Genomic DNA, 26,131 nt, shown 5'->3' with positions numbered 1-26,131 from the left:
CACCGGCAGCAAATTCGAAACCCATATTTGGTGCGCGCCCCGCTCAACGTCCGAGAGGAGCGCAAATGCCCGGCCCTTTTGCGCGAAAGGCTTGCCTCGCGCTTTGGGCCGGACATGGAATCTCAAGCGTTACTCGGCCGCCTCGGACGTCGGCGCCGGTCCCATCTTGGAATTGTGCAGGTCGACGTTGAGGCCGAGCGAGCGCATTTCCTTGACCAGCACGTTGAACGATTCCGGAATACCCGCCTCGAACGTGTCGTCGCCGCGCACGATCGCCTCGTACACCTTGGTACGGCCGGCGACGTCGTCCGACTTCACGGTCAGCATTTCCTGCAGCGTGTAGGCCGCGCCGTAAGCTTCCAGCGCCCACACCTCCATTTCGCCGAAACGCTGGCCGCCGAACTGCGCCTTGCCGCCCAGCGGCTGCTGGGTGACGAGCGAGTACGGACCGATCGAACGCGCGTGGATCTTGTCGTCGACCAGATGGTGCAGCTTGAGCATGTAGATGTAGCCCACCGTCACCTTGCGGTCGAAGGCGTCGCCGGTGCGGCCGTCATAGACGGTCGACTGGCCGGAGGCGTCGAAGCCTGCGAGCTTCAGCATCTCCTCGATGTCGGCTTCCTTGGCGCCGTCGAACACCGGCGTCGCGATCGGCACGCCGTGGCTCAGATTGCGGCCCAGCTCCATCAGCTCGTTGTCGTTCAGCGTCTTGATGGTTTCATCGTCGCCATAGATCTTCTTCAGGGTCTCGCGCAGCGGCTTGAGGTCCTGCTTCTGATAATAGCCGTCGATGGTCTGGCCGATGCGCTTGCCGAGGCCGGCGCAGGCCCAGCCGAGATGCGTCTCCAGAATCTGGCCGACGTTCATACGCGAGGGCACGCCGAGCGGATTGAGCACGATATCCGCGTGCGTACCGTCCTCGAGGAACGGCATGTCCTCGATCGGAACGATCTTGGACACCACGCCCTTGTTGCCGTGGCGGCCGGCCATCTTGTCGCCGGGCTGGATCTTGCGCTTCACCGCGACGAAGACCTTGACCATCTTCATCACGCCGGGCGGCAACTCGTCGCCACGCTGCAGCTTTTCGACCTTGTCGAGGAAGCGCTGTTCAAGGCCCTTCTTCGATTCGTCGTACTGCTTCCGCATCGCCTCGATTTCGGCCATCAGCTTGTCGTTCGGTGACGCAAACATCCACCACTGCGACTTCGGATACTCCTCGAGCACGGCGCGCGTGATCTTGGTGTCCTTCTTGAAGCCCTTCGGACCCGCGATGCCCTGGCGGTTTTCCAGCAGCTCCGCAAGTCGGCCGTAGACGTTACGGTCAAGGATCGCCTGCTCGTCGTCACGGTCCTTGGCCAGACGCTCGATCTCTTCCCGCTCGATCGCCAGTGCACGCTCGTCCTTGTCGACGCCGTGCCGGTTGAACACGCGCACTTCCACGATCGTGCCCTGCACGCCCGGAGGCACGCGCAGCGAGGTGTCGCGGACGTCGGAAGCCTTTTCGCCGAAGATGGCGCGCAAAAGCTTTTCTTCCGGCGTCATCGGGCTTTCGCCCTTCGGCGTGATCTTGCCGACCAGGATGTCGCCGGCACGGACTTCGGCGCCGATATAGACGATACCGGCTTCGTCGAGGTTCTTCAGCGCTTCTTCCGAAACGTTCGGAATGTCGCGGGTGATTTCCTCAGGTCCGAGCTTGGTGTCGCGGGCCATCACCTCGAACTCCTCGATGTGGATCGAGGTGAAGACGTCGTCCTTCACGATCCGCTCGGAGAGCAGGATCGAGTCTTCGAAGTTGTAGCCGTTCCACGGCATGAACGCGACCAGCACGTTGCGGCCGAGCGCGAGTTCGCCGAGATCGGTCGACGGACCGTCGGCAATGATGTCGCCCTTCTTGACGATGTCGCCGACCTTCACCAGCGGACGCTGGTTGATGCAGGTCGACTGGTTGGAGCGCTGGTACTTCATCAGCCGGTAGATATCGACACCCGACTTGGTGGGATCGAGATCTTCGGTAGCGCGGATCACGACGCGGGTGGCGTCGATCTGGTCGATCACGCCGGAACGGCGGGCGGCGATCGCAGCACCGGAGTCACGGGCCACCACGCCTTCCATGCCGGTGCCGACGAACGGCGCCTCGGCGCGGACCAGCGGCACCGCCTGGCGCTGCATGTTCGAGCCCATCAGCGCGCGGTTGGCGTCATCGTTCTCGAGGAACGGGATCAGCGCCGCGGCGACAGAGACGAGCTGCTTCGGCGACACGTCCATATAGTCGACCTTGTCGGGCGTGATCGGCAGCACTTCGCCGGCGTGACGGCAGACGATCAGGTCCTCGGTGAAGCGGCCCTTGGCGTCGAGCGGCACGTTGGCCTGCGCCACGCGATAACGCCCCTCCTCCATCGCCGAGAGATACACGACCTCGTCGGTGACGCGGCCGTCCTTCACCTTGCGGTAGGGCGTTTCGACGAAGCCGTACTTGTTGACGCGCGCGAACGTCGCCAGCGAGTTGATCAGGCCGATGTTCGGACCTTCCGGCGTCTCGATCGGGCAGATGCGGCCGTAATGCGTCGGATGCACGTCGCGGACCTCGAAGCCAGCGCGCTCGCGGGTCAGACCGCCCGGTCCAAGCGCCGAGAGACGGCGCTTGTGGGTGATCTCCGACAGCGGGTTGGTCTGGTCCATGAACTGCGAGAGCTGCGAGGAGCCGAAGAACTCGCGCACCGCGGCGGCGGCCGGCTTGGCGTTGATCAGGTCCTGCGGCATCACGGTGTCGATGTCGACGCTCGACATGCGCTCCTTGATCGCGCGCTCCATGCGAAGCAGGCCGATGCGGTACTGGTTCTCCATCAATTCGCCGACCGAACGCACACGGCGGTTGCCGAGATGGTCGATGTCGTCGATCTCGCCCTTGCCGTCGCGCAGGTCGACCAGCGTCTTGATGACGGCCAGGATGTCTTCCTTGCGCAGCGTGCGATGGGTGTCGGGCGCGTCGAGTTCGAGGCGCATGTTCATCTTGACGCGGCCGACCGCGGAGAGGTCGTAACGTTCGGCGTCGAAGAACAGCGACTGGAACATGGTCTGTGCCGAGTCGATGGTCGGCGGCTCGCCCGGACGCATCACGCGATAGATGTCGAACAGCGCGTCTTCACGCGTCATGTTCTTGTCGGCATGCAGCGTGTTGCGGATGTAGGCGCCGACATTGACGTGGTCGATGTCGAGCAGCGGCAGCTCCTTGTAGCCCTGCTCGTTCAGCGCCTTCAGCGACTTCTCGGTGAGCTCCTCGCCGGCCTCGGCGTAGATTTCACCGGTCTTCGGGTTGACGAGATCCTCGGCGAGATAATTGCCGATCAGCTCTTCGTCCGACAGGCGCAGGGCTTTCAGGCCCTTTTCCTGCAACTGGCGCGCCGCGCGCACGGTCAGCTTCTTGCCGGCCTCGAGCACCACCTTGCCGGTGTCGGCGTCGATCAGATCGTTGATGGTGGAGTAGCCGCGGAAGCGGGTGGCGTCGAACGGCACGCGCCAGCCGTCCTTGGCGCGCTTGTAATTGATCTTCTTGTAGAAGGTCGAAAGGATCTGCTCGCCGTCGAGACCAAGCGCGTACATCAGCGAGGTCACGGGAATCTTGCGGCGGCGGTCGATGCGCGCGAACACGATGTCCTTGGCGTCGAACTCGATGTCGAGCCAGGAACCGCGATACGGAATCACGCGCGCGGCAAACAACAGCTTGCCGGAGGAATGGGTCTTGCCCTTGTCGTGGTCGAAGAACACGCCGGGCGAACGGTGCATCTGGGAAACGATGACGCGCTCGGTGCCGTTGACGACGAAGGTGCCGTTCATCGTCATGAGCGGGATATCGCCCATGTAGACGTCCTGCTCCTTGATGTCCTTCACCGACTTGGCGCCGGTTTCCTCATCGATATCGAACACGATCAGGCGCAGCGTCACCTTCAGCGGCGCAGCATAGGTCATGCCGCGCTGACGGCACTCGTCGACGTCGTATTTCGGCGGCTCGAATTCGTAGCGGACGAATTCCAGCATCGAGGTGCCGGAGAAGTCCGAGATCGGGAATACCGATCGGAACACCGCCTGCAGGCCCTCGTCCAGTCGTCCGCCGACCGGCTCGTCGACCATCAGGAACTGGTCGTAGGACGCCTTCTGAACCTCGATCAGGTTCGGCATCTCGGCGACTTCCTTGATGTGTCCGAAAAACTTGCGGACCCGTTTGCGACCGGTGAATGTCTGCTGCGCCATCGTGGCCTCTCATTTTCGTCGCCTTGGTAGGCGAACCTTCCGAAGCGCGACTGCCATCGCCCCCGGGTTGAATTGTCGAATCGCTCAAAAGGAACAAAGCCCACTTTCAGGAATTAAATCCTGAACCCGCACTTTAGACCTTCAAAACGCAAAACGACGCGCGGGGCGCATGACTGCACCCGCCCGTCACAACTGGTTGCTTCACGGACTGAAAAAGCCCGAAATCTGACTGTCTCCCAACGGCTTACGCCGGGAACCCTGCCGTCCCGCCGCCTACCGCCTTTTCCTGCTGCCGCCCTGATATGGGGCGGAAACGTGGAGATTCGAGGAGCTAACTCCGCGAATCCCCACACTTTTCTGTGTACGTAGTGCTCCGGGTTACCCCATCGCGCCAGTTTTTGCACTGAATTCTACCGCCTCCGCCATAGCCGGGGCTTTCCCCGGCCATCCACGTCCTTGGCAGATCCCCGGATCGCGCTCGGCTGACGCCTCGCTGTCCGGGGATTTCGCCGAAGCAACTTGCGTTACTTCAGTTCAACCTTGGCGCCAGCCTTTTCGAGCTGGGCCTTGATCTTGTCGGCTTCTTCCTTGTTCACGCCTTCCTTCAGCGGCTTCGGAGCGCCTTCGACGAGGTCCTTGGCTTCCTTGAGGCCCAGGCCGGTGATGGCGCGGACTTCCTTGATGACTTCGATCTTCTTGTCGCCGGCAGCGGCGAGAACGACGGTGAAGTCGGTCTTTTCTTCAGCCGGAGCAGCGGCAGCGCCGCCAGCGGCGGGGCCGGCAACCGCAACGGCGGCAGCGGCGGAAACGCCCCACTTTTCTTCGAGGAGCTTCGCGAGCTCGGCAGCTTCGAGCACCGTGAGGCTCGAGAGGTCGTCGACGATTTTCTGCAAGTCAGCCATTGATCTATTTCCTTAAACGTTTGGTTTCGAACCAGGTTTGAGATTAGCGAAGGGTCAGGCCGCTTCGCCCTTTGAGGCATATGCCTGGACAACGCGCGCGAGCTTGGCCGCGGGCGCGGTGGAAAGCTGCGCGATCTTGGTCGCCGGCGCCACGATGAGGCCAACGAGTTTGCCGCGCAGTTCGTCCAGCGACGGCAGCGAGGCAAGCGCCTTCACGCCGTTCACATCCAGGACGGTCTTACCCATCGAGCCGCCGAGAATGACGAACTTTTCGTTCGTCTTGGCGAACTCCATGGCAACCTTCGGCGCCGCTACCGGATCGTTTGAAGTCGCGATCACGGTCGGCCCCTTCAGCAGGGAACCGATGGCAACGACGTCCGTGCCTTCAAGAGCAATTTTGGCGAGACGGTTTTTCGAGACCTTCACCGACGCCCCCGCCTGCTTCATCTGCGTACGCAGCTTCTGCATCTGGGCCACGGTGAGGCCGGAATAATGGGCGACGACTGCAACGCTCGTGGTCTTGAAGACCTCGTTCAGCGCCTCAACCGCGTCCTTTTTTGCCGCTCTTTCCACAGCAAGCTCTCTCCGGTTGGCGGCCTTCGCTTACGAGCGAGACCACCGGGTTGCACCCATCGTCTCACCCAAACCTGACCTCTAGACACCAGTCTCAAGGACACGCCGGGCAGACGACATTTGAAAAGCCTGCCCTCCCGAACCAGATGGCGCGGGGTGTCGAGGTTCGAACCAAATCAGCCCTGGCGCCGCTGCAAAGCGGCGTTAAAGCGAAATCCGGTCTTCACCCGTCTATGCAGGCTGTAAAGATTAAGCCATTGAAGAAACTTGAATTCCTTCGCGGGCGCCTGCAGTCTCGGACAGGATCGAGGCCTTCCGGCAAGCCGAAGGACCCCTGCCGCACTCGACCGAAGCGATGAGTTTTCCTTCCTTTCGAGCAATCCATGCGGATGTCCTGAAAGGAATGATCTCCTACCGTATCGGGTTTTCGGAATGCGAGCACGGACGTGCCAGCAACGGCTAGCACGCCCGGAAGCCATTGTTTACCGAGTCTTTCCCGGCTTGCCAAGAGCAAAATTCAGACCAGTTGGCAGGCAGCCTTGCCCACAAAATTTGGTCAGAAAATAGCTTCCGAATTTTCTTTGGCCGGTTCCGTCACACGGGGTCGTCTCGCTCGTCTTCGCCGGCAGCCGGGATGCACTGAAAGCAAATTTAACAATTGCGCTAACCGCCTCCTAATGTCGCCGTTCAGATCTGCAGCGCTGAGGTCGTGCGTTAACCGCAGCACAACCGCTCGCCTGCAGTTTCAGACCGAGCTGCGCCGGACGCCCCCTTCCGTTGTCGCGCTAGGGAGAGCGTCGCCATGCCCGTTATCCGTAATTCCGCCCGTGCTTTTATCGCGGCACTGATCGTGCTCGTCATATTCCACGGCATCATGTCGGTGCTTGGTCTTGGCGTATTCCTGGCCAACAAGCTCGAACCGCCCTCTCCGGACCGCGCATTTCAGATTTTCGTGACACGCGTCGCGGTCGATGCCGTCCTGCTTGCCGCCGGGCACTGGCTGCTGCGTTCGTTCGGCCTCGCCACGCGCATGGTCTATGGGCTGATGGGCGGCGCCGCCGCAGCGGTCGGCTATGCCTTTGCGTTGTCGCAAGACCTCAATATCGCGCCGGCGCTGGACGGCACTCACCTCACCGCATCGATATTGCCGATCATCGTCGGCATGATCAGCGCAACTCTGTACGCCCAGTTTGCCGGCCGCGAAATGCTCCGGGGCCGTCACGGCGATACTGCAATTGCCGATGCCGCACTCACACCGGCCATTCCCGCAAACTTCGATGGACCGGTTCAGGTCCGCACCTCGATGGCTGCAACCGCCATCGCCTCGATGGTGCCGGCCGCCTTGGTAGCGTTGATCACAATTCCCTTCGTGACGTTCTTTCTGACGCAATGGGACACCGGTGGTTCGCAGAATCCGGCCTGGGCCAACCAGATTTCGCAAATGGCGCTACCGGCCTATTTCTTCATGGCAACCCTGCTCGCAACGGCCATCCCGTCGGCCATCATTGTCAGCGTTACACACGCCGCCGCCCGCGCTTTCCGGCGCACGGCTGGAATGGACTACGCCATCATCGGCGCCGTTGTCGGCGTGATTGCCTGCGTTGCGCTGCTGATGTTGTTTCCAACACCCCTCTTGGCGCTGGTCGTCGTTGCCGCTGCCATCATGGGCGCCGCCTATCGCCGCTTCGCAGGCATCGAGCCGCTGGCCTTGCCCGAAGCGGTGTTGGCGACCGACCCCGCCGCGCTCGTCGGCGAGCACGATGCCGCGCGGCGAACCCGCGCCGTGATCATGAACGGCTGAATCAGCCGTGGTGTGAACTACGGCACCTTGTACGGCAACGGCCTGCCGGCAAAGAACGCGTCGAGATTGGCGAGTACGCAGTTCTGCATCGCCACATGCGACTCCAGCGTATGGCCACCGATATGCGGCGAGAGCACGACATTGGGCAGCGCCGTCAGGGCGTCCGGCGTATGCGGCTCCTTTGCGTATACGTCGAGGCCGGCGCCGGCGATGGTCTGATCGGTCAGCGCCGCGATTAGCGCAGGCTGGTCGATCACCGAGCCCCGTGAAATGTTGACGACGTAACCGTCCTTGCCGAGCTTCTGCAGAATATTCGCGTCCACCGCGTGATGAGTATCCGCCCCTGCCCGCACGGCGATCATCAGGACGCTGCACCATTCGGCCAGCGCATCCAGGCTCGGAAAATACCGATACGGCACATCGTGCTGGCGCCGGCTGAAATAGCCGACCTCGGTCTCGAAGGCGGCGACGCGTGCGGCGATCTTTCGGCCGATCTCCCCCATTCCGTAGACACCGATTCTGCGACCAAGCATGCCCGCTTGCGGGCGCATCATCGGCGACGGCTTTGCGGCTGCCCAACTCCCGCCCCGCACGTAATCGTCGGCCACGAGCAGCCGTCGCGTGGCGGCCAGCATCAGGGTGACAGCGATATCGGCGACTGATGCCGCATTCGCGCCGGGGCTGTGAGCCACGGCGATATTGCGCTTCGCCGCAGCGTCGAGGTCGACGCCGTCATAACCGGTGCCGTAGCAGATGATCGCGCCCAGTGTCGGCATCATGTCCATAGCATCGCTGCGAAGCGGCGTCCCGCCCGCCGTGATCAGCGCGCGAATATCGGCGAGTTGATCGGCCGAGAACACCTCGTTGGGCGGCTTGCCCGCGGCGTTCAACAACTCAAAGCGTTCGCCAAAACGTTCCATCTGCGCTTTGGGAAAACGCGAATAGATCAGGACTTTCTCGGGCATTCTTTTTCCTTCTTGCCAAGTCCGGCGGCGCAACGACTACGAAAACGCGACGTCAAACGCAAAGGGCGGAATCGGTCACCCGATTCCGCCCCCTGCAATTCACTTAAACCGTCACGGACTAGCCGAGCAGCGTGCCCGGCTCGACCTTGACGCCCGGGCCCATGGTGGAGGAGACCGCCACGCGCTGGATGTAGGTGCCCTTGGCGCCGGCGGGCTTTGCCTTCGCCACCGCATCCGCAAGCGCTTTCACGTTCTGCACCAGCTTTTCCTCGGAGAACGACGCCTTGCCGACGCCGGCCTGCACGATGCCGGCTTTCTCGACGCGGAATTCGACCGAGCCGCCCTTGGCGCCCTTCACGGCGGTAGCGACGTCCATGGTCACGGTGCCGATCTTCGGGTTCGGCATCATGCCGCGGGGGCCGAGCACCTTACCGAGACGGCCAACCAGCGGCATCATGTCGGGGGTGGCGATACAACGATCGAAATCGATGTTGCCGCCCTGCACCTTCTCGACCAGATCTTCGGCGCCGACGACGTCAGCACCTGCAGCCTTGGCCTCTTCCGCCTTGGCGCCACGGGCAAACACGCCGACGCGCAGCGTACGGCCGGTGCCGTTCGGCAGGCTGACGACGCCACGAACCATCTGGTCGGCATGACGCGGATCGACGCCGAGATTGATTGCGATCTCGATCGTTTCGTCGAACTTCGCCTTGGCGCGTTCCTTGACCATCTTGATGGCATCCGCGAGCGGATACAGCTTCTCGCGGTCGATGCCCTCGCGGACCTTCTTCAAACGTTTTCCGATTGCCATGGCCCGTTACCCCGCAACTTCCAGACCCATCGAACGGGCGGAGCCCTCGACCATCTTCATGGCCGATTCGACGGAATCACAATTGAGATCCTTCATCTTCTTCTCGGCGATCTCGCGCACCTGCGCCTTGGTCACCTGGCCCGCCTTGTCGCGGCCCGGAGCTTTCGAACCGGACTGGATCTTGGCGGCCTGCTTGAGGAAGAACGACATCGGAGGGGTCTTCATCTCGAAGGTGAACGAACGATCGGCGTAGATCGTGATCACCACCGGGATCGGGGTGTTCTTTTCTTCCTTCTGCGTCTGCGCGTTGAACGCCTTGCAGAATTCCATGATGTTGAGGCCGCGCTGACCAAGCGCGGGGCCGATCGGCGGCGACGGATTTGCCGCACCGGCCGGGACCTGAAGCTTCAGGTATCCGGTCACCTTCTTTGCCATGTATCACTCCTGTTGTGCCGGCCGGGGCCGGCGGTTTCAGGGCCCGTGGTTCGGTTGAAGCGCGGTTGGCGACCGCCTTCTCCCTTCCACGGCCTTAGTTGACGCGAAGACAGGCTTCGCGCCGTTCCGATCAGACCTTCTCGACCTGACCGAATTCCAGTTCGACCGGCGTAGCACGGCCGAAGATCGACACCGCGACCTTCACGCGCGAACGCGCCTCGTCAATTTCTTCAACCACGCCGGAGAACGACGCGAACGGACCATCGGCCACGCGGACATTCTCGCCGATTTCGAACGACACCGTGGCCTTCGGCCGCTCAACACCTTCCTGCACCTGCTGCAGGATGTGCATCGCCTCGGTTTCGGAGATCGGCATCGGCTTGTTTTCGGCGCCGAGGAAGCCGGTCACCTTGGGCGTGTTCTTGATGAGATGGAACGCCTCGTCGGTGAGCTTCATCTTCACCAGCACGTAGCCCGGGAAGAACTTGCGCTCGGCGTCGATCTTGCGGCCGCGGCGCACCTCGGTGACCTTTTCGGTTGGCACCAGCACCTGGTCGAACAGTTCCTCGAGGCCGCGCTGCTTCGCCTGCTCGCGGATCGATTCCGCGACCTTCTTCTCGAAGTTCGAATAGGCGTGAACGATATACCAGCGCTTGTCCATCGTAAGGGTTCCGGTGCTCATCATTGGACGCCCAGCAGGAAGGTGACGACGTAGCGGATGATCAAATCCGATATGAAGAAAAAGATCGAAGCCAAGGCAACCATCACGAACACCATGATCGTGGTGATCGTCGTCTCGCGGCGAGTCGGCCAAGTGACCTTGGCGGTCTCCGAGCGCACTTCCTGCAGGAATTTGAACGGGCTGAAAGCCATCGTTGGTTACCGCGTCCTTCGTGAGACGATTGTGATTTAAAGCGAATCCGAACAGCCCTCTAGTGCCCAGCCCTCTCTCGAAGGATGAGCCGCCAAGCGGGCTCGATTGTTCGGGGGAATCCAAAGCCGCGCCGGATATCCGCATTTAACGGGCCGGCAGCAGGTGGCGGGTATCTACTGCCGGCCGGGCAAAAGGTCAAGGTACGGGGTGCCGCGCCCCCGTCGGCCAGCTCAAACGGGGTGGAGCCATTGGTTAACCGTCGGTACCGGGTCGGCTCAAATGCACACAAGGCCGCGATCCTGATTTTAAAAGCTCTTGGGTATCCTGTTTGCTCCACTGGGGAGTGAGACGACCATGGCACTGTTGGGTCAAGACTACGAAAGGCCTTCGGGCGAGACCGCCTGGACCATTCTGGACGCTGCGAACGATCTCGGCGACACTCTCACCGTAGATGCGTGCCGCCGGGTCATCGACGCCGACCTGCGGGGCGAGGCTCCCGCCAGATCGGACATGGCAGTCCTCACCGCATTTTTCGGCTAGTTCTGGGAACGCGACAGAATTTCTCACAAGCCACTGATTTTGCTAGCGTTTTAACCGATACTGGTCGACCGGGACGTCGTGTCCGCTTTTTCTCGAGCGGCGTCCATCGCATCGTGACCCGCCTGTTGGACCCGATCGACCAGTTCGGCACCGGCATCCGAGAACTCGGCCTTGAGCGTGTCGGAAGCCTCTCTCACGCTTTGCGACACGGCGCCGGCGCGGGTATTTAGGTCCGCCTTCAGACTATCGCTGAGGTCGCCGACCCATTCGTCTTCAACGCGGGACTTCGCCAACGCCCCGGCCACGGTGGCGCCGATCGCCAGACCGACGGCACCGAGGACCAGCGGTTGCCGTTCGAGGAGATCGGAAAGCGAGGTTTGCGCCTGAGCAAGCGTTTCCCTCCGCGGCAGGGCCCTGCCCAGCCGGTCCCACATTTCCCGCGCACCGGAGACACCTTCCTCGAACCGGTCGCTTATCGTATCCGCCGCATCCCCCATCGTGTCGGAAGCCGCGCTTCGAGCATTGCGTACGGTTTCACCAATGCCTCCCGAGGCTTCGTCCTGCATTCGGGAAGTTCGATCCCGGGCGGGATTGTAGCTGTTCTCGAATTTGGCCCTTCGACCGCGCGCAGCCGTATCGGCAAGCGGAGCGGCAGCGGCTTTGACCGAGTTCGCCGCCTCCTTCAGCTTGTCATTGCCGATAAGTAGCCAAAGTGCGCCGCCTCCGATCAGGGCCGCAGCAAGCGGATTGTCTCGGGCAGCAGCCGTCAGACCATCTATGAAACTCCCTTGTGTTGCCCTCATCGCACCATTCCCTTCACGGTATCCTTGTCCTTTTCAAGCTGCCGCAGCGTTTCGCGCGGCGTCAGATTCCGCGCGTCCAGCCGGTTCATGCCAATCGCAAGCAGGATCGCCGCAAGCACCGCGGCCACGATCGCAGAGATCAGATAGGAGACCGGCTGCGACCATCCTCCCGCGATCAAGGCCGAGGAAAGGGCAAACAGGGCCATGACAATTGCAGGAACGACGAGGACGGCGCCGGCCGCGACAAGACCAACGGCGACACCGATTTGCTGAACCTTCTCGCCAAGCTCAGCCTTGGCGAGATCGACCTCGTTTTGAAACAGCTTGGCGAATTGCGAAAGCGCATCGCCCAGCAGGCTCGAGATCGTCCGAAGATCCGTTTTGGTGCTCATGATGCCTCCGCTTTGTAGGAGGACGAGGTGGAGGGTGATGGCGTGTACGGTGGAGGCGAGTACGATGATGAAGAGCTTTGCGTTGAAGAGCTCTGATTCCCGGATGCCTTCAGGAAGCGGACAGCGGCGAAACCGGCAAGCACCGAGAGACCGAGAAAAGCCGCAGGCTGCCGCCTTGCAAAATCTGTCGCGCCATCGAGAAGATCGCGAAGACTTCCGTTGCGGATCTTTTCGGCGGCCTCGTCAACATATTCAGCCGCGGAATTGATGCTGCGGGCAGCAAACGGTGCATCACTCTCGAACGCGCGCGCCGCATTCCTGATATCGCCGGCTAGCCGGCCAATGAAATCCGCGCCCGTACGCTGTTGTTCGCCAGCCTGCTCCTGGAGACGATCGGCAGTTCCTGACGCTACGTCCTTGGCGGCATCCGCCGCTTCCTTGAATTTTTCGCGCGCCATCTCCGTCGACGCCTTCAGCGCATCGCCGGCGCGCTGCTTCATCTCTTCGCCGGCATCCGCAGCCTGGTCCTTCAAATTCTGGGGCGAGGTAGCCGTATTCTCGTTCTGAGAGGAATTCGTGTTACGGGTGTTGAGGTCCAAATCGCTCATGGCGGTCTCTTTTCAGCTATGCGGGTTACGGGAAGGATCAAACGCCGTCGTCACGACGTCGTCGGCCACTTCTTGGAGCCTCTCGGTCACGCCTTCGGTGATCCGACTGGCATGCTTGCCGAGGTCGGCGTCGGAAACGCTTTTCGCCGCGGCTTCAGCAGCCGATATGACGGCGTCCTTGGCCGCATCGAATCCGGATTGAGCTGCCGTGCCGGCAGCGCGTTTAGCGCTGTCACTCGCCTTACCCATTACGCCGGCCTCGGCCCTGGTACTGGGAAGCGAAGCAGCAAGGATCGCACCAATCGCCACTCCCAGGCCGCCGATCAATGCAGCATTGTCGCGGATCACCTTGCTTGCCGCTGCGGGTGCTGTGGTCGCCGCGCGGGTGGCGGAGGAGCGGGCGCGCTCGATCTTTTCTTTCGCCATTTCGATAGTGTCATTGGCCATTTCAGAAGCGGTATCCATGCCGGCCCTGACCTTGCCGCTGACGGCATCAGCGGTCTCGGCGGCCCGATCCCTCGTCTCGCTCGCCATCTCGCCCGCGGCCTCCTGGGCGTCGCCGGCCATCGCGGCTGCCTGGCTCTGGGTGGAGGATACCGCCTGACGCAGGCTATCGCCGACGGACTGCGCGCGTGCCGCGGTCTCGTCCATAGCTTCCCGGGCCCTCTCGATGGCGGGCGCCGCCGCTTCCGCAGCGCGGTCGCGCACGGTTTTCGAACTCAGGGCGAGCCCCGCGCCGATCATCAAAAGCGGGAGCGGAAAACCGCGGGCCAGCCGCAACGCCGGTACCGCAATCGCGGTGCCGGCAGCAATCGCCTGCATCGGATTTTCCATGGCTTGCTGCCTGAGCGCGCCAAGCCAAGTCTGGGTCTTGTGACTGATGAAGCCGGAAACCTCGGCCTTGATGCCGTCCGGCGAAACCTTGTAGCGGATGTCTTCTGCAGTGTCGGTGATCTGTTCCCTCAGCCGCTCGACGGTTGCCGCAAGCTGCGCGCGGCTTTGCTCGGAGTCCCGTCGTAGCTCCTCTACGGATCGTGCCATGTCCTCACCGCCCTGTTAGGTTCGTGTTGATTTTGAAGACGAACTCGGGCGCTATTGAATTGTTCCTGGGAGGCCTGACGCGTAGCCGGATCGCGCTTCGGCTGTGCCATTCGGCACCGAAGCGAGAATCCGAGCGCACCGATAGGCCCCGGTTCATGAGGGCGATCAGTGCAGCCGCCGCGTGGGCAAATTCGGGTGTGGGACTTAGTTCGGGCTTGCGACCCGGGTCGTACCGGTCAGCATTTTTCGACGGTAAGCATGGCTGTGACAAATGCGCCCAGGAGAAGATGACGCCAGTAGATCATACCAGGCAGCCCGTCGTCGCTACTCGGGCAGCCGTAGTGGCTACGAACAGCAGCGTGAATATCGGCAGTGATGGCCCCGCCAAACGGATCCCGGCAGGCGGCTCAGCCGCCGGGCCGCCTGGATTCTCGAAATCAGTCTCCTCATTGATTTGGCTCAAGAAGCCCGCCGGCGCCGCCCCTATCGTTCCAGCATGGAGCCCTCGCGGAAGGCTTCGGCGCTGAAAGACCGTAACGGAAAATCTCTCCAGACGTAGGCTGAGAAACAAATGAAGGTCGAAACTGCCCTTCCCCTTCCAAAGCGGGATTTGCGGCTCGACCTGTTACGCGGCCTTGCCAACTGGCTGATGTTTCTTGGCCACGTCTCCACCAGCGTGCTGGCCTGGTTTTCGTTCCGAAACTACGGCTTCAGCGACGGCGCCGATCTGTTCGTTTTCATTTCCGGCTACACTTCGGCGCTCGTGTTCGGCAGGCGAATGGTCGAGGGCGGCTTCGTTTTCGGAACGACGAGACTATTCCGGCGCGTCTGGCAGATCTACGTCGCCCACATTTTGCTGTTGGTGTTCTACTTGGCTTCCGTCCATTTCCTCACAAACAGCTTCAACACGCCTGACCTCGTCGATCGATTCAATGTCGCCCCCCTGTTGAACGCGCCGGTCGAAACCCTCACGCAAGGACTGTTGCTCCGATACAAGCCGCTGAACCTCGACGTGCTGCCGCTCTACGTCGTCCTGATGGGCGCCTTTCCGCCCGTGCTCTGGCTGATGCTCAGGCGTCGCAACTGGATCATGCTGGGATCCGTATTGCTCTACATCACCGCCCGGCAATTCGGCTGGAACCTGCCGTCGTATCCGTCGGGAGTTTGGTACTTCAACCCATTCACGTGGCAGCTACTCTTCGTGCTCGGCGCGTGGCTGGCACTGGGCGGGGCCAATACGCTGCATTTCCTGGTGCGCTCCAGAGCGGTCCTCGTGTTCGGGATGGCTTACTTGCTCTTCGCCGCCGTCATGACGCTTGCCGGGCTGATACCGGAACTTCAGAAGGCTTTTCCGCGCGCTCTGTTCGAAGCTTTCAACCCGAACGACAAGACCAATCTGGCGCCGTACCGCTTCCTGCATCTGGCCGTCGTAATCATCCTGGGCGCGCGCTTCTTGCCGATCGATGCGGCCGGACTGCGCGCCACCGTCTGGAAGCCTCTGGTCAAATGCGGCCAGCAGTCTCTCGAAGTGTTTGCGGTCGGCATCTACCTTGCGTTCATCGGATATTTTGTCCTGACGAAGACTTCAGACGGAATGATCGCGCAACTTCTGGTTGGAACCGCCGGCATCTCCATCATGACGGCTGTCGCCTACTACCGCTCGTGGTCGAAGCGCGTCGAAAAATCGGCCCACGCCCACACGGGTCCGCCGATCGCGGACAAATCCCAACCAATCGGCGGCGAGTTGGCCCGGCCGGCTGAGCGATCAGCCGTTGGGATTGCATGATCTCACGCTCGCAAAGCGGATCGATCCGAAGGCATCGCCGGTGTATCGATAATCAGCGCAAGTATTTGATTTAGCTGGCAGGAGTGGCAGGGCTCGAACCTGCGACCCCCGGTTTTGGAGACCGGTGCTCTACCAATTGAGCTACACTCCTGCAGGGAACCGGCGCGCGCGTCGGTTCGCGCTGTTTCAAGCATAGGGCATACCCTGATTGCAAGGGCGAAGCCGCTTGACGCCCTATCCAAAGCACGCCTTGTGCGTCAAACTTGGCCATCACAACAACAAGCGCAACGGGGAGAGACCATGAACGCGCAGACCGCCGCCCGCCAGACAACCCCTCAGACCCCTTCTCTCCCCGACGCCAAGCCGGAAACCATCGGCCTCTCGAGCGTCCGCCTGCAGCGGATGTCGGATGCCTTCAAGCGCGAGGTGGACAAGGGAACCCTGCCCGGCGCCACCGTCATGGTCGCCCGGCGCGGCCAGGTCGGCTGGTTCGATGCGATCGGCCGGCAGAGCCCGGCGGCAACCACGCCGATGGCCCATGACAGCATCTTCCGCATCTTCTCGATGACCAAACCGATCGTCTCGGTCGGCATCATGATGCTGGTCGAGGACGGCCACTTCATCCTGGGCGATCCCGTCGCAAAGTTCATTCCGGAGTTTGCCGACCAGAAGGTCGGCGTCGAGAACAACGGCAAGCTCGAACTCGTCCCCGCGAAGCGGCAGATGACCGTTCAGGACCTGCTGCGGCATACCTCGGGCCTGACCTACGACCACACCGGCAACGGCCTGGTCCAGCAGCTCTACCAGCAGTCACGGCTGCGCAGCCGCAAGATCACCAACGCCGAACACGCGGCCATGATCGCGGGCATGCCGCTGATCTGCCAGCCGGGCGCGGAGTGGAACTATAGCCGCTCGACCGACGTGCTCGGCCGCATCATCGAAGTCGTCTCCGACAAGTCGCTCGGCGCGTTCCTGACCGAGCGCATCCTGGCGCCGCTGCAGATGGCCGAGACCGCTTTCCATACCGCGGAAGCGAACGCTGCCCGTCTCGCCGAACCGTTCGCGACCGATCCGTGGAACGGCGACAAGGTGCAGTTGTTCAACATGCTGGAGAAGCCTGCGATGGAATCGGGCGGCGGCGGGCTGGTCTCGACCACCATGGACTACGCCCGCTTCTGCCAGATGCTGCTCAACGGCGGATCGCTCGACGGCAACAGGATCATCGGCCGCAAGACGCTGGAGCTGATGGCATCGGACCATCTCGCCCCCGACGTGAAGGTCGACTCGCCGCTGATGCCGCCGGGTCACGGTTTTGGGTTGGGCTTCGCGGTCCGCACGCACCGCGGCATTGCGCCCTTCCCGGGCTCGCTCGGCCAGTTCTTCTGGAGCGGGATGGCCGGCACATTCTTCTTCATCGATCCCGCAGAAGACCTGTTCACGGTCTTCATGATGCAGGGCCCCGGCCAGCGCGAATACATCCGCAACATGCTGCGGGATTTGGTGTATGCGGCGGTGGAGTGAGTTCTCGTCCCCCGGACGCGACGCAGCACGAAGTGATGCGTCGCTGAGCCGGGGCCTATCGCTGTATGCCGGCATGCATGGGTGCCGGCTCTGCGGAGCAGCGCTGCCGGACGATGCTTCGCATCGCCTAGGCTAACCGCGTCCGGGACACGAGATCAACTAATCGTAGCACCGCCATCGATCACGATGGTCTGCCCGGTCATGAAGTCGCCGGCCTTCGATCCCATCAGCACCGCGGCGCCCGCGATCTCGTCGGGCACACCGATGCGCAAGAGCGGCGAGCGCGCCGTGGAAGCCTTCAGCGTCTCGGGATTGTCCCACAGCGCCTTGGCGAAATCGGTCTTGATCAGGCCGGGCGCGATGCAGTTCACGCGGATATTGTGCTTGCCGTATTCGCAGGCGAGGTTGCGCGCGAGCTGCATGTCGGCGGCCTTCGAGATCGCGTAGGCGCCGAGCACGGTCGAGCCCTTCAGCCCGCCGATCGAGGAGACGATGATGATCGAGCCGTCCTTGCGCTCGATCATCTGCGGCACCACCATGTTGATCAGCCAGTTGTTGGCGACGATGTTGTTGTCCAGGATCTTGCGGAACTGTTCATCGGAGATGCCGCCGAGCGGGCCGTAATAGGGATTGGACGCGGCGTTGCAGACCAGCACGTCGATCTTGCCAAAGGCGCGGTTGGACTCGTCGACGAGGTTTTGCAGGTTTTCCTTGCTGGAAATGTTCGCGGCGATCGCAACCGCTGTCCCCTTGCCGAACTTGTCGTTGATTTCCTTGGTGACCTGGTCGCAAACATCCTGCTTGCGCGAGGAGATCACGACCTTCGCGCCGTGCTCGGCCATCCGCTCGGCAATGGCACGGCCGATGCCGCGCGTCGAGCCGGTGATGACTGCGACTTTCCCGGTCATATCGAACAAGCTCATGTCTCTCTCCCGATGTTGATCCAGCGCGATGCCGGTTTGGTCTTGAATTCGAACTAAGCAGCCTTTGCGGTCCTCGACAACTTCAAGCGTCAAGCGAGTTTTGTCGCCGGCGGCTCGACCTCCGGTCCCGCCGGCTGGTGCATGGCGTTGTGCGAGGCATCCGCCATCCACGGCTGCTGGTTGACCATCGGCAGCCGCCAGCGGCTGTGACTGGCGCTGGACAGGTGATCGAGCCGCGTCACCGAGCAATTGTCGATATCGAAGGCCATGCCCTTATCGGGATGGCCGCCGAGTGCATGACCGATGGCGGCTCTGATCGTGCCGCCATGGGCGACGACGATCACGTCCCCGCCCGACTGTTCGGCATTGATGCGTTCGATAGCGCCGCTGACGCGGTTGTAGAGGTCCATAAAACTCTCACCGCCGGGCGGGACCTCGTCGATTTCCGCAAACCAGTGACTGCCGAGCGGACGGCTGGCGAGGAACGCCGCGCGATTGAGGCCTTGCCACTCACCGAGATGCTGCTCGGCGAACGCATTTACGTGCGGCATCTCCATCGGCTTGGGAAATCCCGCCGCCCAGATCGCATGTGCGGTCTGATGTGTGCGCTTCAGATTGCTTGCATACCAGATTGCATTGCGCGGCAGGATTTTTCCGACTGCCTCGAACACGATGCGATCGCTGCAGTCGCAGCCAAGATCCTTCTGCCCGTAAATGCAGCCGTTATCTTCGCGAACCGGCGCATGACGCACCCACCACCATCGCGTCGAAACCAGTCGCGGTTTGTCTGCATTGGACATCGCCAAAGCCCTTCAATATCGTTCGTTGTCGCTGTACGTCAGAGCACGCATCGCCTCAAGTCACTCTGACGTTTGAAATCTTGTTTGAATTCCGCGAGGCGGCAGACGCCAGCGCGCATAACACCGTAAGGGAGAAGCTCATGGGCCGCCTCGAAGGCAAATCCGTCGTCATCACAGGTGCTGGCAGCGGCATCGGGCGCGCGGCGTCGCTGCTGTTCTCCAGGGAGGGCGCGAAGCTCGTCATCGTCGACAGGACCGAGGGCGTGAAGGAGACCGCCAAACTGGTCGGCGATGCCGGTGGCACCGTCGAGGCTGTGATGGCGGATGCCGGTTCCGAAGCGGACGTGAAGGCGTTCATCGACAAGGCGATCGCGAAATATGGCAGGCTCGACGCGATCTGGGCCAATGCCGGCGTCAGTGGCGGGCTGGTTCCGCTGGCCGAGCAGACCGTCGAGCACTGGCAGGAAGTGTTGCGCGTCAATCTGATCGGCCCGTTCCTCGCGATCAAGCATTCGATGCCGCACATGATCCGGCAAAAATCCGGCTCGATCGTCTGCACCGCTTCCGTTGCAGGCCTGAAGGCCGGCGCCAGCGGCCACCCTTATGGCGCCAGCAAGGCCGGCGTCATCAGCCTGGTGCAGACCACCGCCTATTCGCTGTCCGGCACCGGCGTGCGCATCAACGCGGTATGCCCCGGCCTGATCGAAACCGGCATGACCAAGCCGGTGTTCGACCGCGCCAAGGAGCGCGGCACCCAGGACAAGATCGGCCAGCTCAATCCCCTGAAGCGCGCCGGCCAGCCGCACGAACTCGCGGCAATGGGCCTGTTCCTCGCCAGCGACGACGCTTCCTATGTCAACGGCCAGGCGATCCCGGTCGACGGCGGCCTCACCGCGTCGATGCCGTACACCGGCAAGCCAATCTGATCGCCAAAGCTCCATGATCACAACCCGTCCGGCGGCAAGCCGGACGATTCCGCCGCCAGCACGCGGTGACGGATGCGCTCGCGGTAGAAGGCGTAGAGGCCGGACGCCACGATGATCGAGGCGCCCAGCACCATCATTGCGTCGGGTACATCGCCGAACGCGAGGTAGCCGAGCAGCATTGCCCATATCAGCGCGGAATAGCGGAACGGCGCGACCGCCGAGATGTCGCCCGAGCGCAGCGCGGAGATGATGCATTGATAGCCGATCAGCAGCAGCACTGCGGCCAGCGTCAGCAAGCCAAGGGCGCTCGCGGATGGCGGCGTCCAGCCGCCGAGTGGAACGAGGATGACGCCGCCGGCCGTGGTCACCGTCACCGTGGTCAGCAAGGTGATGAACAGCGAAGGGATCTTTGCGGGTATGCGCCGGGTGGCGAGATCGCGCAGCGCGCAGAACGCCACTGACACCAGCGCGAACAGCGAGAACTGGCTGAAGCCGGCAAGCCCCGGCCGCACGATGATGAGTACGCCGATGAAGCCTGCGACAATCGCCGACCAGCGCCGCCAGCCGACCGGCTCGCCAAATATCACGGCGGCGCCGAGCGTGATTGCCAGCGGCAGCGCCTGGAAGATCGCAGAGGTGTTGGCGAGTGGCAGATGCACGAGCGCCGCCATGAACGCGATCGTGCCGCCGATCTCGCCGAACACCCGGAGCGCTACCGGTTTGAGCATCAGCGTGCGCAGCGGCCGCAGCGCGTCCTGATGGTACGCGAACGCCGCGACCAGCACGATCGCGAACAACCCGCGCACCAGCATCACCTGGCCGAAGTTCATCTCTGACGACACCGCCTTGGTGATGGAGTCGTTCATGGTGAACGCCGCCATGGACACCGCCATCAGCAGGCTGCCGCGAATATTCGGTGAGAGTGCCAAGTCGGTTAGTCGCGCGGATCAGATCGCGCCGGCCTTCTGAGCGTATTCCCAGGAGGACTTTGACAGGGGCACGGTGCGCGCCGCCGACTCCAGCGCCTTGGCATTCGCCGCGGTGCCGTCGCGGATCCGGCCGGCGATACCCTGCGTGATGCCGGCAAGGCGGAACATGTTGTAAGCGAAGTACCAGTTGAGGTCGGGCACTTCCATGCCGGTAACGTCGCAATAGATCTGCGCGGCCTCTTCCAGGCTCGGAATGTTGAGCGCCTTGAGATCGGCTTTTTCCAAGCCCGGCATGGTCCACTGCATCAACAGATAGGTGAAGTCGGCCATGGGATCGCCAAGCGTCGACAGCTCCCAATCCAGCACCGCCTGCACCCGCGGTTCCGTCGCATGGAAAATCATGTTGTCGAGGCGATAGTCGCCGTGGACGATCGAGACGCGCTTCTGCTCAGGCACGGTACGCGGCAGCCATTCGGCCACCTTCTCGAATTCCGGAATGTGCTGCGTCTCGGATGCACGATACTGCTTGGTCCAGCGGTCGATCTGGCGGGCGAAATAGTTGCCGGGCTTGCCGAAATCACCGAGACCGATCGCTTCCGGATTGAAGACGTGGAGCTTCGCCAGCGTCTCGATCTTGCTGGTGAAGATTCTTCGCCGCGCATCCGGCGTCTGGCTCGGCAGCGTCGGGTCCCAGAACACCCGGCCATCTTCCATCGACATGATGTAGAAGGCGGCGCCGATCACGGCGTCATCGGTGCACAGCGCATAGGCTTTTGCGACCGGGAAGCCCTGCTTGCCGAGCGCCGCGATGACGCGGAACTCGCGATCCACCGCATGCGCCGACGGCAGCAATTTGCCGAACGGTTTTCGGCGCATCACATAGGATCGGGCCGGCGTTTCGAGCTTGTAGGTCGGGTTGGATTGGCCGCCCTTGAACTGCAGGACTTTCAGCGGCCCCTGATAGCCCTCGACATGCTCGCGCATCCAGCGGTCGAGGCTCGCCTCGTCAATGCGATGACGCTCCTCGACTTCCTTGGTGCCCGAGAACTCTTCGTCTTTCCTGACGCCGTCCGCCACGATGACGCTCCCTCAATTCTTCTTAGACTTTGGGGAGCGCCATCAGAGCGTTCCCGTTAGTGCGTAGCGTTTGCATACTTCCGAAGTTCAAGTCTGGCAATGGCGCGATTATGCACCTCGTCCGGACCGTCCGCCAGCCGCAGCGTACGCACATGCGCGTAGTCCACTGCCAGCCCGGCGTCATCGGAGACGCCGCCGCCGCCGAAAGCCTGGATCGCGTTGTCGATGATCTTCAGCGCCATGTTCGGCGCCGCCACCTTGATCATGGCGATCTCGAGCTGCGCGGTCTTGTTGCCGACCTTGTCCATCATGTCGGCAGCCTTGAGGCACAGCAAGCGGTTCATCTCGATATCGATGCGGGCTTCCGCGATGCGCTGCTCCCAGACCGAATGCTCGATGATCTTCTTGCCGAACGCGGTGCGCGACGACAGCCGGCGCACCATCTTCTCCAGCGCTTCCTCGGCCTTGCCGATGGTGCGCATGCAGTGATGGATGCGGCCCGGACCGAGACGGCCCTGCGCGATTTCAAAGCCCCTGCCTTCGCCAAGCAGGATGTTCTCTTTGGGAACGCGGACGTTCTCCAGCAGCACCTGGGCGTGGCCGTGCGGCGCATCGTCGAAACCGAACACCGGCAGCATTTTTTCCACCTTGATGCCGGGCGTGTCGAGCGGAACGATAATCTGCGACTGCTGCTGATGACGCGCCGCGTTCGGATCGGTCTTGCCCATCAGGATCGCCACCTTGCAGCGGGGATCGCCGACGCCGGACGACCACCACTTGCGGCCGTTGATGACGTAGTGATCGCCATCCTTCTCGATACGGGTTTCGATGTTGGTTGCGTCGGAAGACGCCACCGCAGGCTCCGTCATCAGGAAGGCGGAGCGGATCTCGCCGTCCATCAACGGACGCAGCCATTTGCGCTTTTGCTCCTTGGTGGCATAGCGCATGAATACTTCCATGTTGCCGGTATCCGGCGCGGAGCAGTTGAACACTTCGGAGGCCCAACTGATGCGGCCCATCTCCTCGGAGAGCGGCGCGTATTCCAGATTGGTCAATCCCGCGCCGCGGAATTCATCGTCCTCATGCGAGGACGGCGGCATGAACATGTTCCAGAGGCCTTCGGCGCGTGCCTTCTTCTTCAGATCTTCCAGGATCGGAATCACCTTCCAGCGTTCGCCCTGCGCGTCCTGCTGCTTGTAGACCGGCACGGCGGGACGCACATGCGTGTTCATGAACGCGCGGACGCGGTTCAGCCAATCCTTCTGCTTCTCTGACATGTCGAAATTCATGGGACGCTCCTCGGCTCTCGGCTTCTGAAATCGTTTGGCCGCACTGTCTGCCCGCCGCGTCCGGCCTGCAAGCCGTCTGGCGAATCCGGCTGACCGTGCCGACCGGCTGGAGATGCAACACGCTCGCAAATGCGGTTGACATTTCCGGCCCTTCAAACGATAGTTTCATACAACTGTTTGAATTGCAACTCCCCCAAATGGGCGCCAGCCATGTCGAGCGATCGGACCCGGTCTGCCATCCTTGCCGCCGCGGAAAAGCTTTACGCCGATCGCGGTTTCGGCGACGTGACGCTGCGCGACATCGTCGCGGAAGCAAACGTCAATCTGGCCGCGGTGAATTATCATTTCGGTTCCAAGGACGAGTTGATCGCGGAACTGTTCGTCACCCGGAGCCTCGCTACCAACCGCGAGCGGCTCAACGAGCTGAAATTTGCGGAGGAGAAAGGCGGCGGCCGCGCGCCGATCGACGCCATTTTGCACGCCCTGGTAGGCCCCACTCTGCGCGGCTGCCTCGGCCCGGACCGCGAAGGTTCGACCGCGGCACGCTTCATGATCCGCGCATCCATTGAATCGGTGCCGCCGATCCGTCGCATCAAGAACCGCGAGGTCGATCACTTGCGGAAATTCATCGCCGCGATGCGCCGCTCGCTGCCCGGCCGCGACGACGCCGAACTCTACTGGGGACTGCATTTCGCGCTGGCGATGTCGCATCACACCATCCGGGAAAAAGAGCGGCTGGCCAGATTGTCGGAAGGGCAGTGCGACCTCAACGACGTGGATGCGATCGTCGACCGCGTGGTTTCGGTTTCGGTGATGGCGCTGACCGGCGGCGAGACGCCGGCGAAGAAAGCGCCCGCCCGGCCGGTGGTGCCGCACGGGAGGCTGACCCGGCAAGACTTGTGAGCTGGACTCGTCAACGCGCTAAATTCTCGCAGCCCGGATGAGCCAACGGCTTGCTCCACATCATTGCGAGCCAACGGGTCGCAATGATGTGGCGGTAGAGAACGCACATACTTGCGCGCGCAGCAAATCAGTTCGCAATCCGGAGCAAAATCGTAGGGTGGGCAAAGTCATCGGGTCGCGCGCGCCCGATGACAGGCTCCGCGTGCTCACCATCAAGCAGCGCGATCGCGGATAGATGGTGGGCACGTCGCTAACGCTCCTTTGCCCACTTTACGCGACTTGCTTGCTACTGCGAGCATCCAGCGTTCCGGATCAGATGATCAGGAAATCGTATGAGGTGAGCGCCAGCTTGGTCGAGAGCTCCGCGAACTGGACTGCGGCCGCGGAGCCTGTTCCGTCCGGATCGTAGCTCAGCGCGCCAGTGTCGCTGTTGTAGATAATCCGATCGGTCGAATCATGGGCGGCCGCGCCGGTATAGAACGCCGAAGAAGGCATCGTGCCGTTCCATCCGAACGCCTTGAATATCGCGTTGTCCAGCCGGATCGTATCATCCACCGTCGAGAAGTCCGTGATCTTGTCGATGTTCCAAGCGCCGAGACTCGTGTCGAAGACGAAGCTGTCCTGGTTCGCGCCGCCGGTCAGGACATCGCGGCCGGCGCCTCCATAGAGACGATCGTTTCCGTTGCCGCCGATCAGTGTGTCGTCTCCCGTGGAGCCGTACAGGTAGTCTCTTCCGGAGCCGCCCTCGAGCCGGTCATTGCCGCTCTGCCCGTAGAGCCGGTCGTCACCGCCGAGGCCCTGGATCGTGTCGGCGCCGGCCGTACCGCTGAGGGTCTCGCCTGATGCCGTGCCGGCGATCACGTTCGACGCGGGCGGAGGTGGTTCGGAAGGTGGCGGTTGGGAGCCGCCGCTTGTGGCGGGATCGATCAGGTCGAGCTTGACATTCTTGCTGCCGATCGTGGTCTGCATGCTGGTAGTTTGAATGCCGGCCCCTGAGAACGTGACCGTGTAGGACGCCGGCGGCAGCGCGAGATCATAGCCGCCCGAACCGTACGTGGTCGTGGTGTAGGTTGCGCCGGTGCTGCTCACAGCAGTCAACGTCAGACCTCCGAGCTCCTCGCCCACGTCATAGAAGCGGTCGCCGTCCTTATCGTCGAACGCTACGCCGGTGAGGTACACGCTCGAGCCCGAACGCGCGAAATCTTCGGTGATGAACGCGCTGTCGCGACCGCCGTAATCGCCCACCTCGAAGCCAAGCCCGACTTCACGATAATTGGCGTTGAGGATGTTGGCCCGATGGCCGGACGAATTCATCAGGTTCGTGTGCAGCAGCAGCACTTCGTCCTGCAGCCCGGCGGGCGACCGCGTCGTTGCCCACGCGATATTCTCACCCCAGCTCCAGGAACCGGTGAACGCATAGCCCGCGGCAGTCATGCGCTGACCCGCGGTCGATCCGCCCGAGCCTGTATGCGAGAACGTGTCTGTTCCGATCATCCACTGGCTGTGGTCTTCACTGGCCTCGTTGAGATCGCCATCGAAGGCAAGCGGCTGAGCGCCGACCTTGGCACGCTCGGCATTAATCAGTTCGAGCAAATACTGCTCATAGGTACTCGGCTGCGCCATGACGATGTCCTCGCAGGGTGATGACTGATGACGATGTGCTGAAGGACCATTCGCGATCGATCTGATTTGCTGCTATTGGCCTACTGTGATCAGCCGTTGACCCAATCGTGACCATTTATGGGATTATGGTCATGCGCGATTGAGCAACCGTCGGAGTTCCAAGCATCCCACGGCGGCGCGCGACAAATCTGCGTCGAAACACAGGATGAGACCGTTTGGCACGGGCTTCGTCGTGCTTCCATTTTCGCATCGCTGGGAACGCGCAGCGAATATGGTGGCAAAGCGACAGCTTACCCACCATCGAGAGGTAATTGACGATCGAGGTTGGGGCGCAGGTGCGCTTTTGCTCACACCAAGCGAC

At 62.2% G+C, this 26,131-nt stretch carries 24 protein-coding genes and 1 tRNA gene; 6 read left to right on the top strand and 19 right to left on the bottom strand.

All coding sequences use genetic code 11. The features are described 5' to 3' along the window. Positions 1 to 129: 129 nt before the first annotated feature. The 3 genes from rpoB to rplJ form a co-directional block, all read right to left on the bottom strand. On the bottom strand, positions 130 to 4,248 hold the full coding sequence (rpoB, locus tag LMTR13_RS16695; RefSeq protein WP_065728809.1) for a DNA-directed RNA polymerase subunit beta: 4,119 nt from the start codon (positions 4,246 to 4,248) through the stop codon (positions 130 to 132). A gap of 524 nt (positions 4,249 to 4,772) precedes the next feature. Further along, positions 4,773 to 5,150: a 50S ribosomal protein L7/L12 gene (gene rplL / locus LMTR13_RS16690; protein ID WP_016847588.1), complete on the bottom strand. Its 378-nt coding sequence runs from the start codon at positions 5,148 to 5,150 to the stop codon at positions 4,773 to 4,775. A 54-nt stretch (positions 5,151 to 5,204) separates the two neighbouring features. Beyond that, positions 5,205 to 5,723: a 50S ribosomal protein L10 gene (gene rplJ, locus LMTR13_RS16685; protein ID WP_065728808.1), complete on the bottom strand. Its 519-nt coding sequence runs from the start codon at positions 5,721 to 5,723 to the stop codon at positions 5,205 to 5,207. A gap of 802 nt (positions 5,724 to 6,525) precedes the next feature. Between rplJ and LMTR13_RS16680 the strand changes: the two genes are divergently transcribed. After that, positions 6,526 to 7,524, top strand: coding sequence for a hypothetical protein (locus tag LMTR13_RS16680; RefSeq protein ID WP_065728807.1), 999 nt, complete (start codon positions 6,526 to 6,528; stop codon positions 7,522 to 7,524). Positions 7,525 to 7,541: 17 nt separating this feature from the next. Here LMTR13_RS16680 and LMTR13_RS16675 read toward each other — a convergent pair whose 3' ends face one another. From LMTR13_RS16675 to secE, 5 genes are all read right to left on the bottom strand, one after another. Then, positions 7,542 to 8,489 carry a 2-hydroxyacid dehydrogenase gene (locus LMTR13_RS16675; protein ID WP_065728806.1) on the bottom strand — a complete coding sequence of 316 codons (948 nt, stop codon included), beginning with the start codon at positions 8,487 to 8,489 and terminating at the stop codon, positions 7,542 to 7,544. 118 nt (positions 8,490 to 8,607) lie between these two features. Continuing rightward, entirely contained in the window at positions 8,608 to 9,300 is a 693-nt protein-coding gene (gene rplA, locus LMTR13_RS16670) for a 50S ribosomal protein L1 (RefSeq protein ID WP_065728805.1), read from the bottom strand. A gap of 6 nt (positions 9,301 to 9,306) precedes the next feature. Next, complete coding sequence (gene rplK, locus LMTR13_RS16665; RefSeq protein WP_065728804.1) at positions 9,307 to 9,735, bottom strand: 50S ribosomal protein L11; 429 nt, start codon at positions 9,733 to 9,735, stop codon at positions 9,307 to 9,309. 130 nt (positions 9,736 to 9,865) lie between these two features. Further along, a complete protein-coding gene (gene nusG, locus LMTR13_RS16660) occupies positions 9,866 to 10,396 on the bottom strand; it encodes a transcription termination/antitermination protein NusG (RefSeq protein ID WP_065728803.1) in 531 nt (176 codons plus the stop codon). Between the two features lie 20 nt (positions 10,397 to 10,416). Continuing rightward, positions 10,417 to 10,608, bottom strand: coding sequence for a preprotein translocase subunit SecE (gene secE, locus LMTR13_RS16655; protein WP_057849148.1), 192 nt, complete (start codon positions 10,606 to 10,608; stop codon positions 10,417 to 10,419). Positions 10,609 to 10,963: 355 nt separating this feature from the next. On the opposite strand from secE, the gene LMTR13_RS16650 reads away from it, so the two are divergent. Continuing rightward, positions 10,964 to 11,149: a hypothetical protein gene (locus LMTR13_RS16650; RefSeq protein ID WP_065732747.1), complete on the top strand. Its 186-nt coding sequence runs from the start codon at positions 10,964 to 10,966 to the stop codon at positions 11,147 to 11,149. Between the two features lie 50 nt (positions 11,150 to 11,199). Here the strand turns inward: LMTR13_RS16650 and LMTR13_RS16645 are convergent, their stop codons facing one another. From LMTR13_RS16645 to LMTR13_RS16630, 4 genes are all read right to left on the bottom strand, one after another. Beyond that, positions 11,200 to 11,715: a hypothetical protein gene (locus LMTR13_RS16645; protein ID WP_335622089.1), complete on the bottom strand. Its 516-nt coding sequence runs from the start codon at positions 11,713 to 11,715 to the stop codon at positions 11,200 to 11,202. Positions 11,716 to 11,948: 233 nt separating this feature from the next. Continuing rightward, positions 11,949 to 12,344, bottom strand: coding sequence for a phage holin family protein (locus LMTR13_RS16640; RefSeq protein ID WP_065728801.1), 396 nt, complete (start codon positions 12,342 to 12,344; stop codon positions 11,949 to 11,951). Beyond that, on the bottom strand, positions 12,341 to 12,952 hold the full coding sequence (locus tag LMTR13_RS16635) for a hypothetical protein (protein WP_236843408.1): 612 nt from the start codon (positions 12,950 to 12,952) through the stop codon (positions 12,341 to 12,343). The genes LMTR13_RS16640 and LMTR13_RS16635 overlap by 4 nt, the downstream gene beginning before the upstream one ends. Positions 12,953 to 12,964: 12 nt before the next feature. Continuing rightward, entirely contained in the window at positions 12,965 to 13,993 is a 1,029-nt protein-coding gene (locus LMTR13_RS16630; protein WP_065728800.1) for a hypothetical protein, read from the bottom strand. 571 nt (positions 13,994 to 14,564) lie between these two features. Here LMTR13_RS16630 and LMTR13_RS16625 point away from each other — a divergent pair. Next, positions 14,565 to 15,779, top strand: coding sequence for an OpgC domain-containing protein (locus tag LMTR13_RS16625; protein WP_065728799.1), 1,215 nt, complete (start codon positions 14,565 to 14,567; stop codon positions 15,777 to 15,779). A gap of 75 nt (positions 15,780 to 15,854) precedes the next feature. On the opposite strand, the gene LMTR13_RS16620 is transcribed toward LMTR13_RS16625, so the two are convergent. Continuing rightward, positions 15,855 to 15,930: transfer RNA gene (locus tag LMTR13_RS16620), tRNA-Trp, on the bottom strand. A gap of 149 nt (positions 15,931 to 16,079) precedes the next feature. Between LMTR13_RS16620 and LMTR13_RS16615 the strand changes: the two genes are divergently transcribed. Further along, a complete protein-coding gene (locus tag LMTR13_RS16615) occupies positions 16,080 to 17,300 on the top strand; it encodes a serine hydrolase domain-containing protein (protein ID WP_065728798.1) in 1,221 nt (406 codons plus the stop codon). A 155-nt stretch (positions 17,301 to 17,455) separates the two neighbouring features. Here LMTR13_RS16615 and LMTR13_RS16610 read toward each other — a convergent pair whose 3' ends face one another. Both LMTR13_RS16610 and LMTR13_RS16605 read right to left on the bottom strand, forming a co-directional pair. Then, positions 17,456 to 18,223, bottom strand: a complete 768-nt coding sequence (locus LMTR13_RS16610) for an SDR family NAD(P)-dependent oxidoreductase (RefSeq protein WP_028349077.1) — start codon at positions 18,221 to 18,223, stop codon at positions 17,456 to 17,458. 89 nt (positions 18,224 to 18,312) lie between these two features. After that, positions 18,313 to 19,023, bottom strand: a complete 711-nt coding sequence (locus LMTR13_RS16605; RefSeq protein ID WP_065728797.1) for a histidine phosphatase family protein — start codon at positions 19,021 to 19,023, stop codon at positions 18,313 to 18,315. A 140-nt stretch (positions 19,024 to 19,163) separates the two neighbouring features. Between LMTR13_RS16605 and LMTR13_RS16600 the strand changes: the two genes are divergently transcribed. Further along, the gene (locus LMTR13_RS16600) at positions 19,164 to 19,949 is read left to right on the top strand and encodes an SDR family NAD(P)-dependent oxidoreductase (RefSeq protein WP_065732746.1); all 786 of its coding nucleotides are present in this window, start codon (positions 19,164 to 19,166) and stop codon (positions 19,947 to 19,949) included. Between the two features lie 17 nt (positions 19,950 to 19,966). On the opposite strand, the gene LMTR13_RS16595 is transcribed toward LMTR13_RS16600, so the two are convergent. From LMTR13_RS16595 to LMTR13_RS16585, 3 genes are read right to left on the bottom strand one after another with little or no spacing between them, the layout of a single operon-like run. Continuing rightward, positions 19,967 to 20,878 (bottom strand): DMT family transporter, encoded by a 912-nt coding sequence (locus LMTR13_RS16595; protein WP_065728796.1) that lies wholly within the window; start codon positions 20,876 to 20,878, stop codon positions 19,967 to 19,969. Between the two features lie 18 nt (positions 20,879 to 20,896). Beyond that, positions 20,897 to 21,955, bottom strand: a complete 1,059-nt coding sequence (locus LMTR13_RS16590) for a phosphotransferase family protein (RefSeq protein ID WP_065728795.1) — start codon at positions 21,953 to 21,955, stop codon at positions 20,897 to 20,899. Positions 21,956 to 22,011: 56 nt separating this feature from the next. Further along, positions 22,012 to 23,244: an acyl-CoA dehydrogenase family protein gene (locus tag LMTR13_RS16585; protein ID WP_065728794.1), complete on the bottom strand. Its 1,233-nt coding sequence runs from the start codon at positions 23,242 to 23,244 to the stop codon at positions 22,012 to 22,014. Positions 23,245 to 23,454: 210 nt separating this feature from the next. Here LMTR13_RS16585 and LMTR13_RS16580 point away from each other — a divergent pair, with 210 nt between their 5' ends. After that, a complete protein-coding gene (locus LMTR13_RS16580) occupies positions 23,455 to 24,147 on the top strand; it encodes a TetR/AcrR family transcriptional regulator (RefSeq protein ID WP_065728793.1) in 693 nt (230 codons plus the stop codon). A gap of 312 nt (positions 24,148 to 24,459) precedes the next feature. Here the strand turns inward: LMTR13_RS16580 and LMTR13_RS16575 are convergent, their stop codons facing one another. Next, positions 24,460 to 25,770 (bottom strand): CAP domain-containing protein, encoded by a 1,311-nt coding sequence (locus LMTR13_RS16575; RefSeq protein ID WP_065728792.1) that lies wholly within the window; start codon positions 25,768 to 25,770, stop codon positions 24,460 to 24,462. Between the last annotated feature and the right edge of the window lie 361 nt (positions 25,771 to 26,131).

Source organism: Bradyrhizobium icense, from assembly GCF_001693385.1.
In the GTDB taxonomy this organism is placed as follows: domain Bacteria; phylum Pseudomonadota; class Alphaproteobacteria; order Rhizobiales; family Xanthobacteraceae; genus Bradyrhizobium; species Bradyrhizobium icense.
This window is presented reverse-complemented; position numbering and strand designations above follow the sequence as displayed.

What these genes read in the sequence shown, in the direction of transcription:
- rpoB (WP_065728809.1), bottom strand. Translation starts at nt 4,248, where the DNA reads ATGGCGCAGCAGACATTCACCGGTCGCAAACGGGTCCGCAAGTTTTTC.
- LMTR13_RS16605 (WP_065728797.1), bottom strand. Translation starts at nt 19,023, where the DNA reads ATGTCCAATGCAGACAAACCGCGACTGGTTTCGACGCGATGGTGGTGG.
- LMTR13_RS16600 (WP_065732746.1), top strand. Translation starts at nt 19,164, where the DNA reads ATGGGCCGCCTCGAAGGCAAATCCGTCGTCATCACAGGTGCTGGCAGC.
- LMTR13_RS16650 (WP_065732747.1), top strand. Translation starts at nt 10,964, where the DNA reads ATGGCACTGTTGGGTCAAGACTACGAAAGGCCTTCGGGCGAGACCGCC.
- LMTR13_RS16680 (WP_065728807.1), top strand. Translation starts at nt 6,526, where the DNA reads ATGCCCGTTATCCGTAATTCCGCCCGTGCTTTTATCGCGGCACTGATC.
- LMTR13_RS16625 (WP_065728799.1), top strand. Translation starts at nt 14,565, where the DNA reads ATGAAGGTCGAAACTGCCCTTCCCCTTCCAAAGCGGGATTTGCGGCTC.
- LMTR13_RS16575 (WP_065728792.1), bottom strand. Translation starts at nt 25,770, where the DNA reads ATGGCGCAGCCGAGTACCTATGAGCAGTATTTGCTCGAACTGATTAAT.
- nusG (WP_065728803.1), bottom strand. Translation starts at nt 10,396, where the DNA reads ATGGACAAGCGCTGGTATATCGTTCACGCCTATTCGAACTTCGAGAAG.
- LMTR13_RS16675 (WP_065728806.1), bottom strand. Translation starts at nt 8,489, where the DNA reads ATGCCCGAGAAAGTCCTGATCTATTCGCGTTTTCCCAAAGCGCAGATG.
- LMTR13_RS16630 (WP_065728800.1), bottom strand. Translation starts at nt 13,993, where the DNA reads ATGGCACGATCCGTAGAGGAGCTACGACGGGACTCCGAGCAAAGCCGC.
- LMTR13_RS16645 (WP_335622089.1), bottom strand. Translation starts at nt 11,715, where the DNA reads ATGCAGGACGAAGCCTCGGGAGGCATTGGTGAAACCGTACGCAATGCT.
- LMTR13_RS16610 (WP_028349077.1), bottom strand. Translation starts at nt 18,223, where the DNA reads ATGAGCTTGTTCGATATGACCGGGAAAGTCGCAGTCATCACCGGCTCG.
- rplL (WP_016847588.1), bottom strand. Translation starts at nt 5,150, where the DNA reads ATGGCTGACTTGCAGAAAATCGTCGACGACCTCTCGAGCCTCACGGTG.
- secE (WP_057849148.1), bottom strand. Translation starts at nt 10,608, where the DNA reads ATGGCTTTCAGCCCGTTCAAATTCCTGCAGGAAGTGCGCTCGGAGACC.
- LMTR13_RS16585 (WP_065728794.1), bottom strand. Translation starts at nt 23,244, where the DNA reads ATGAATTTCGACATGTCAGAGAAGCAGAAGGATTGGCTGAACCGCGTC.
- LMTR13_RS16580 (WP_065728793.1), top strand. Translation starts at nt 23,455, where the DNA reads ATGTCGAGCGATCGGACCCGGTCTGCCATCCTTGCCGCCGCGGAAAAG.
- LMTR13_RS16640 (WP_065728801.1), bottom strand. Translation starts at nt 12,344, where the DNA reads ATGAGCACCAAAACGGATCTTCGGACGATCTCGAGCCTGCTGGGCGAT.
- LMTR13_RS16615 (WP_065728798.1), top strand. Translation starts at nt 16,080, where the DNA reads ATGAACGCGCAGACCGCCGCCCGCCAGACAACCCCTCAGACCCCTTCT.
- LMTR13_RS16635 (WP_236843408.1), bottom strand. Translation starts at nt 12,952, where the DNA reads ATGAGCGATTTGGACCTCAACACCCGTAACACGAATTCCTCTCAGAAC.
- rplA (WP_065728805.1), bottom strand. Translation starts at nt 9,300, where the DNA reads ATGGCAATCGGAAAACGTTTGAAGAAGGTCCGCGAGGGCATCGACCGC.
- rplK (WP_065728804.1), bottom strand. Translation starts at nt 9,735, where the DNA reads ATGGCAAAGAAGGTGACCGGATACCTGAAGCTTCAGGTCCCGGCCGGT.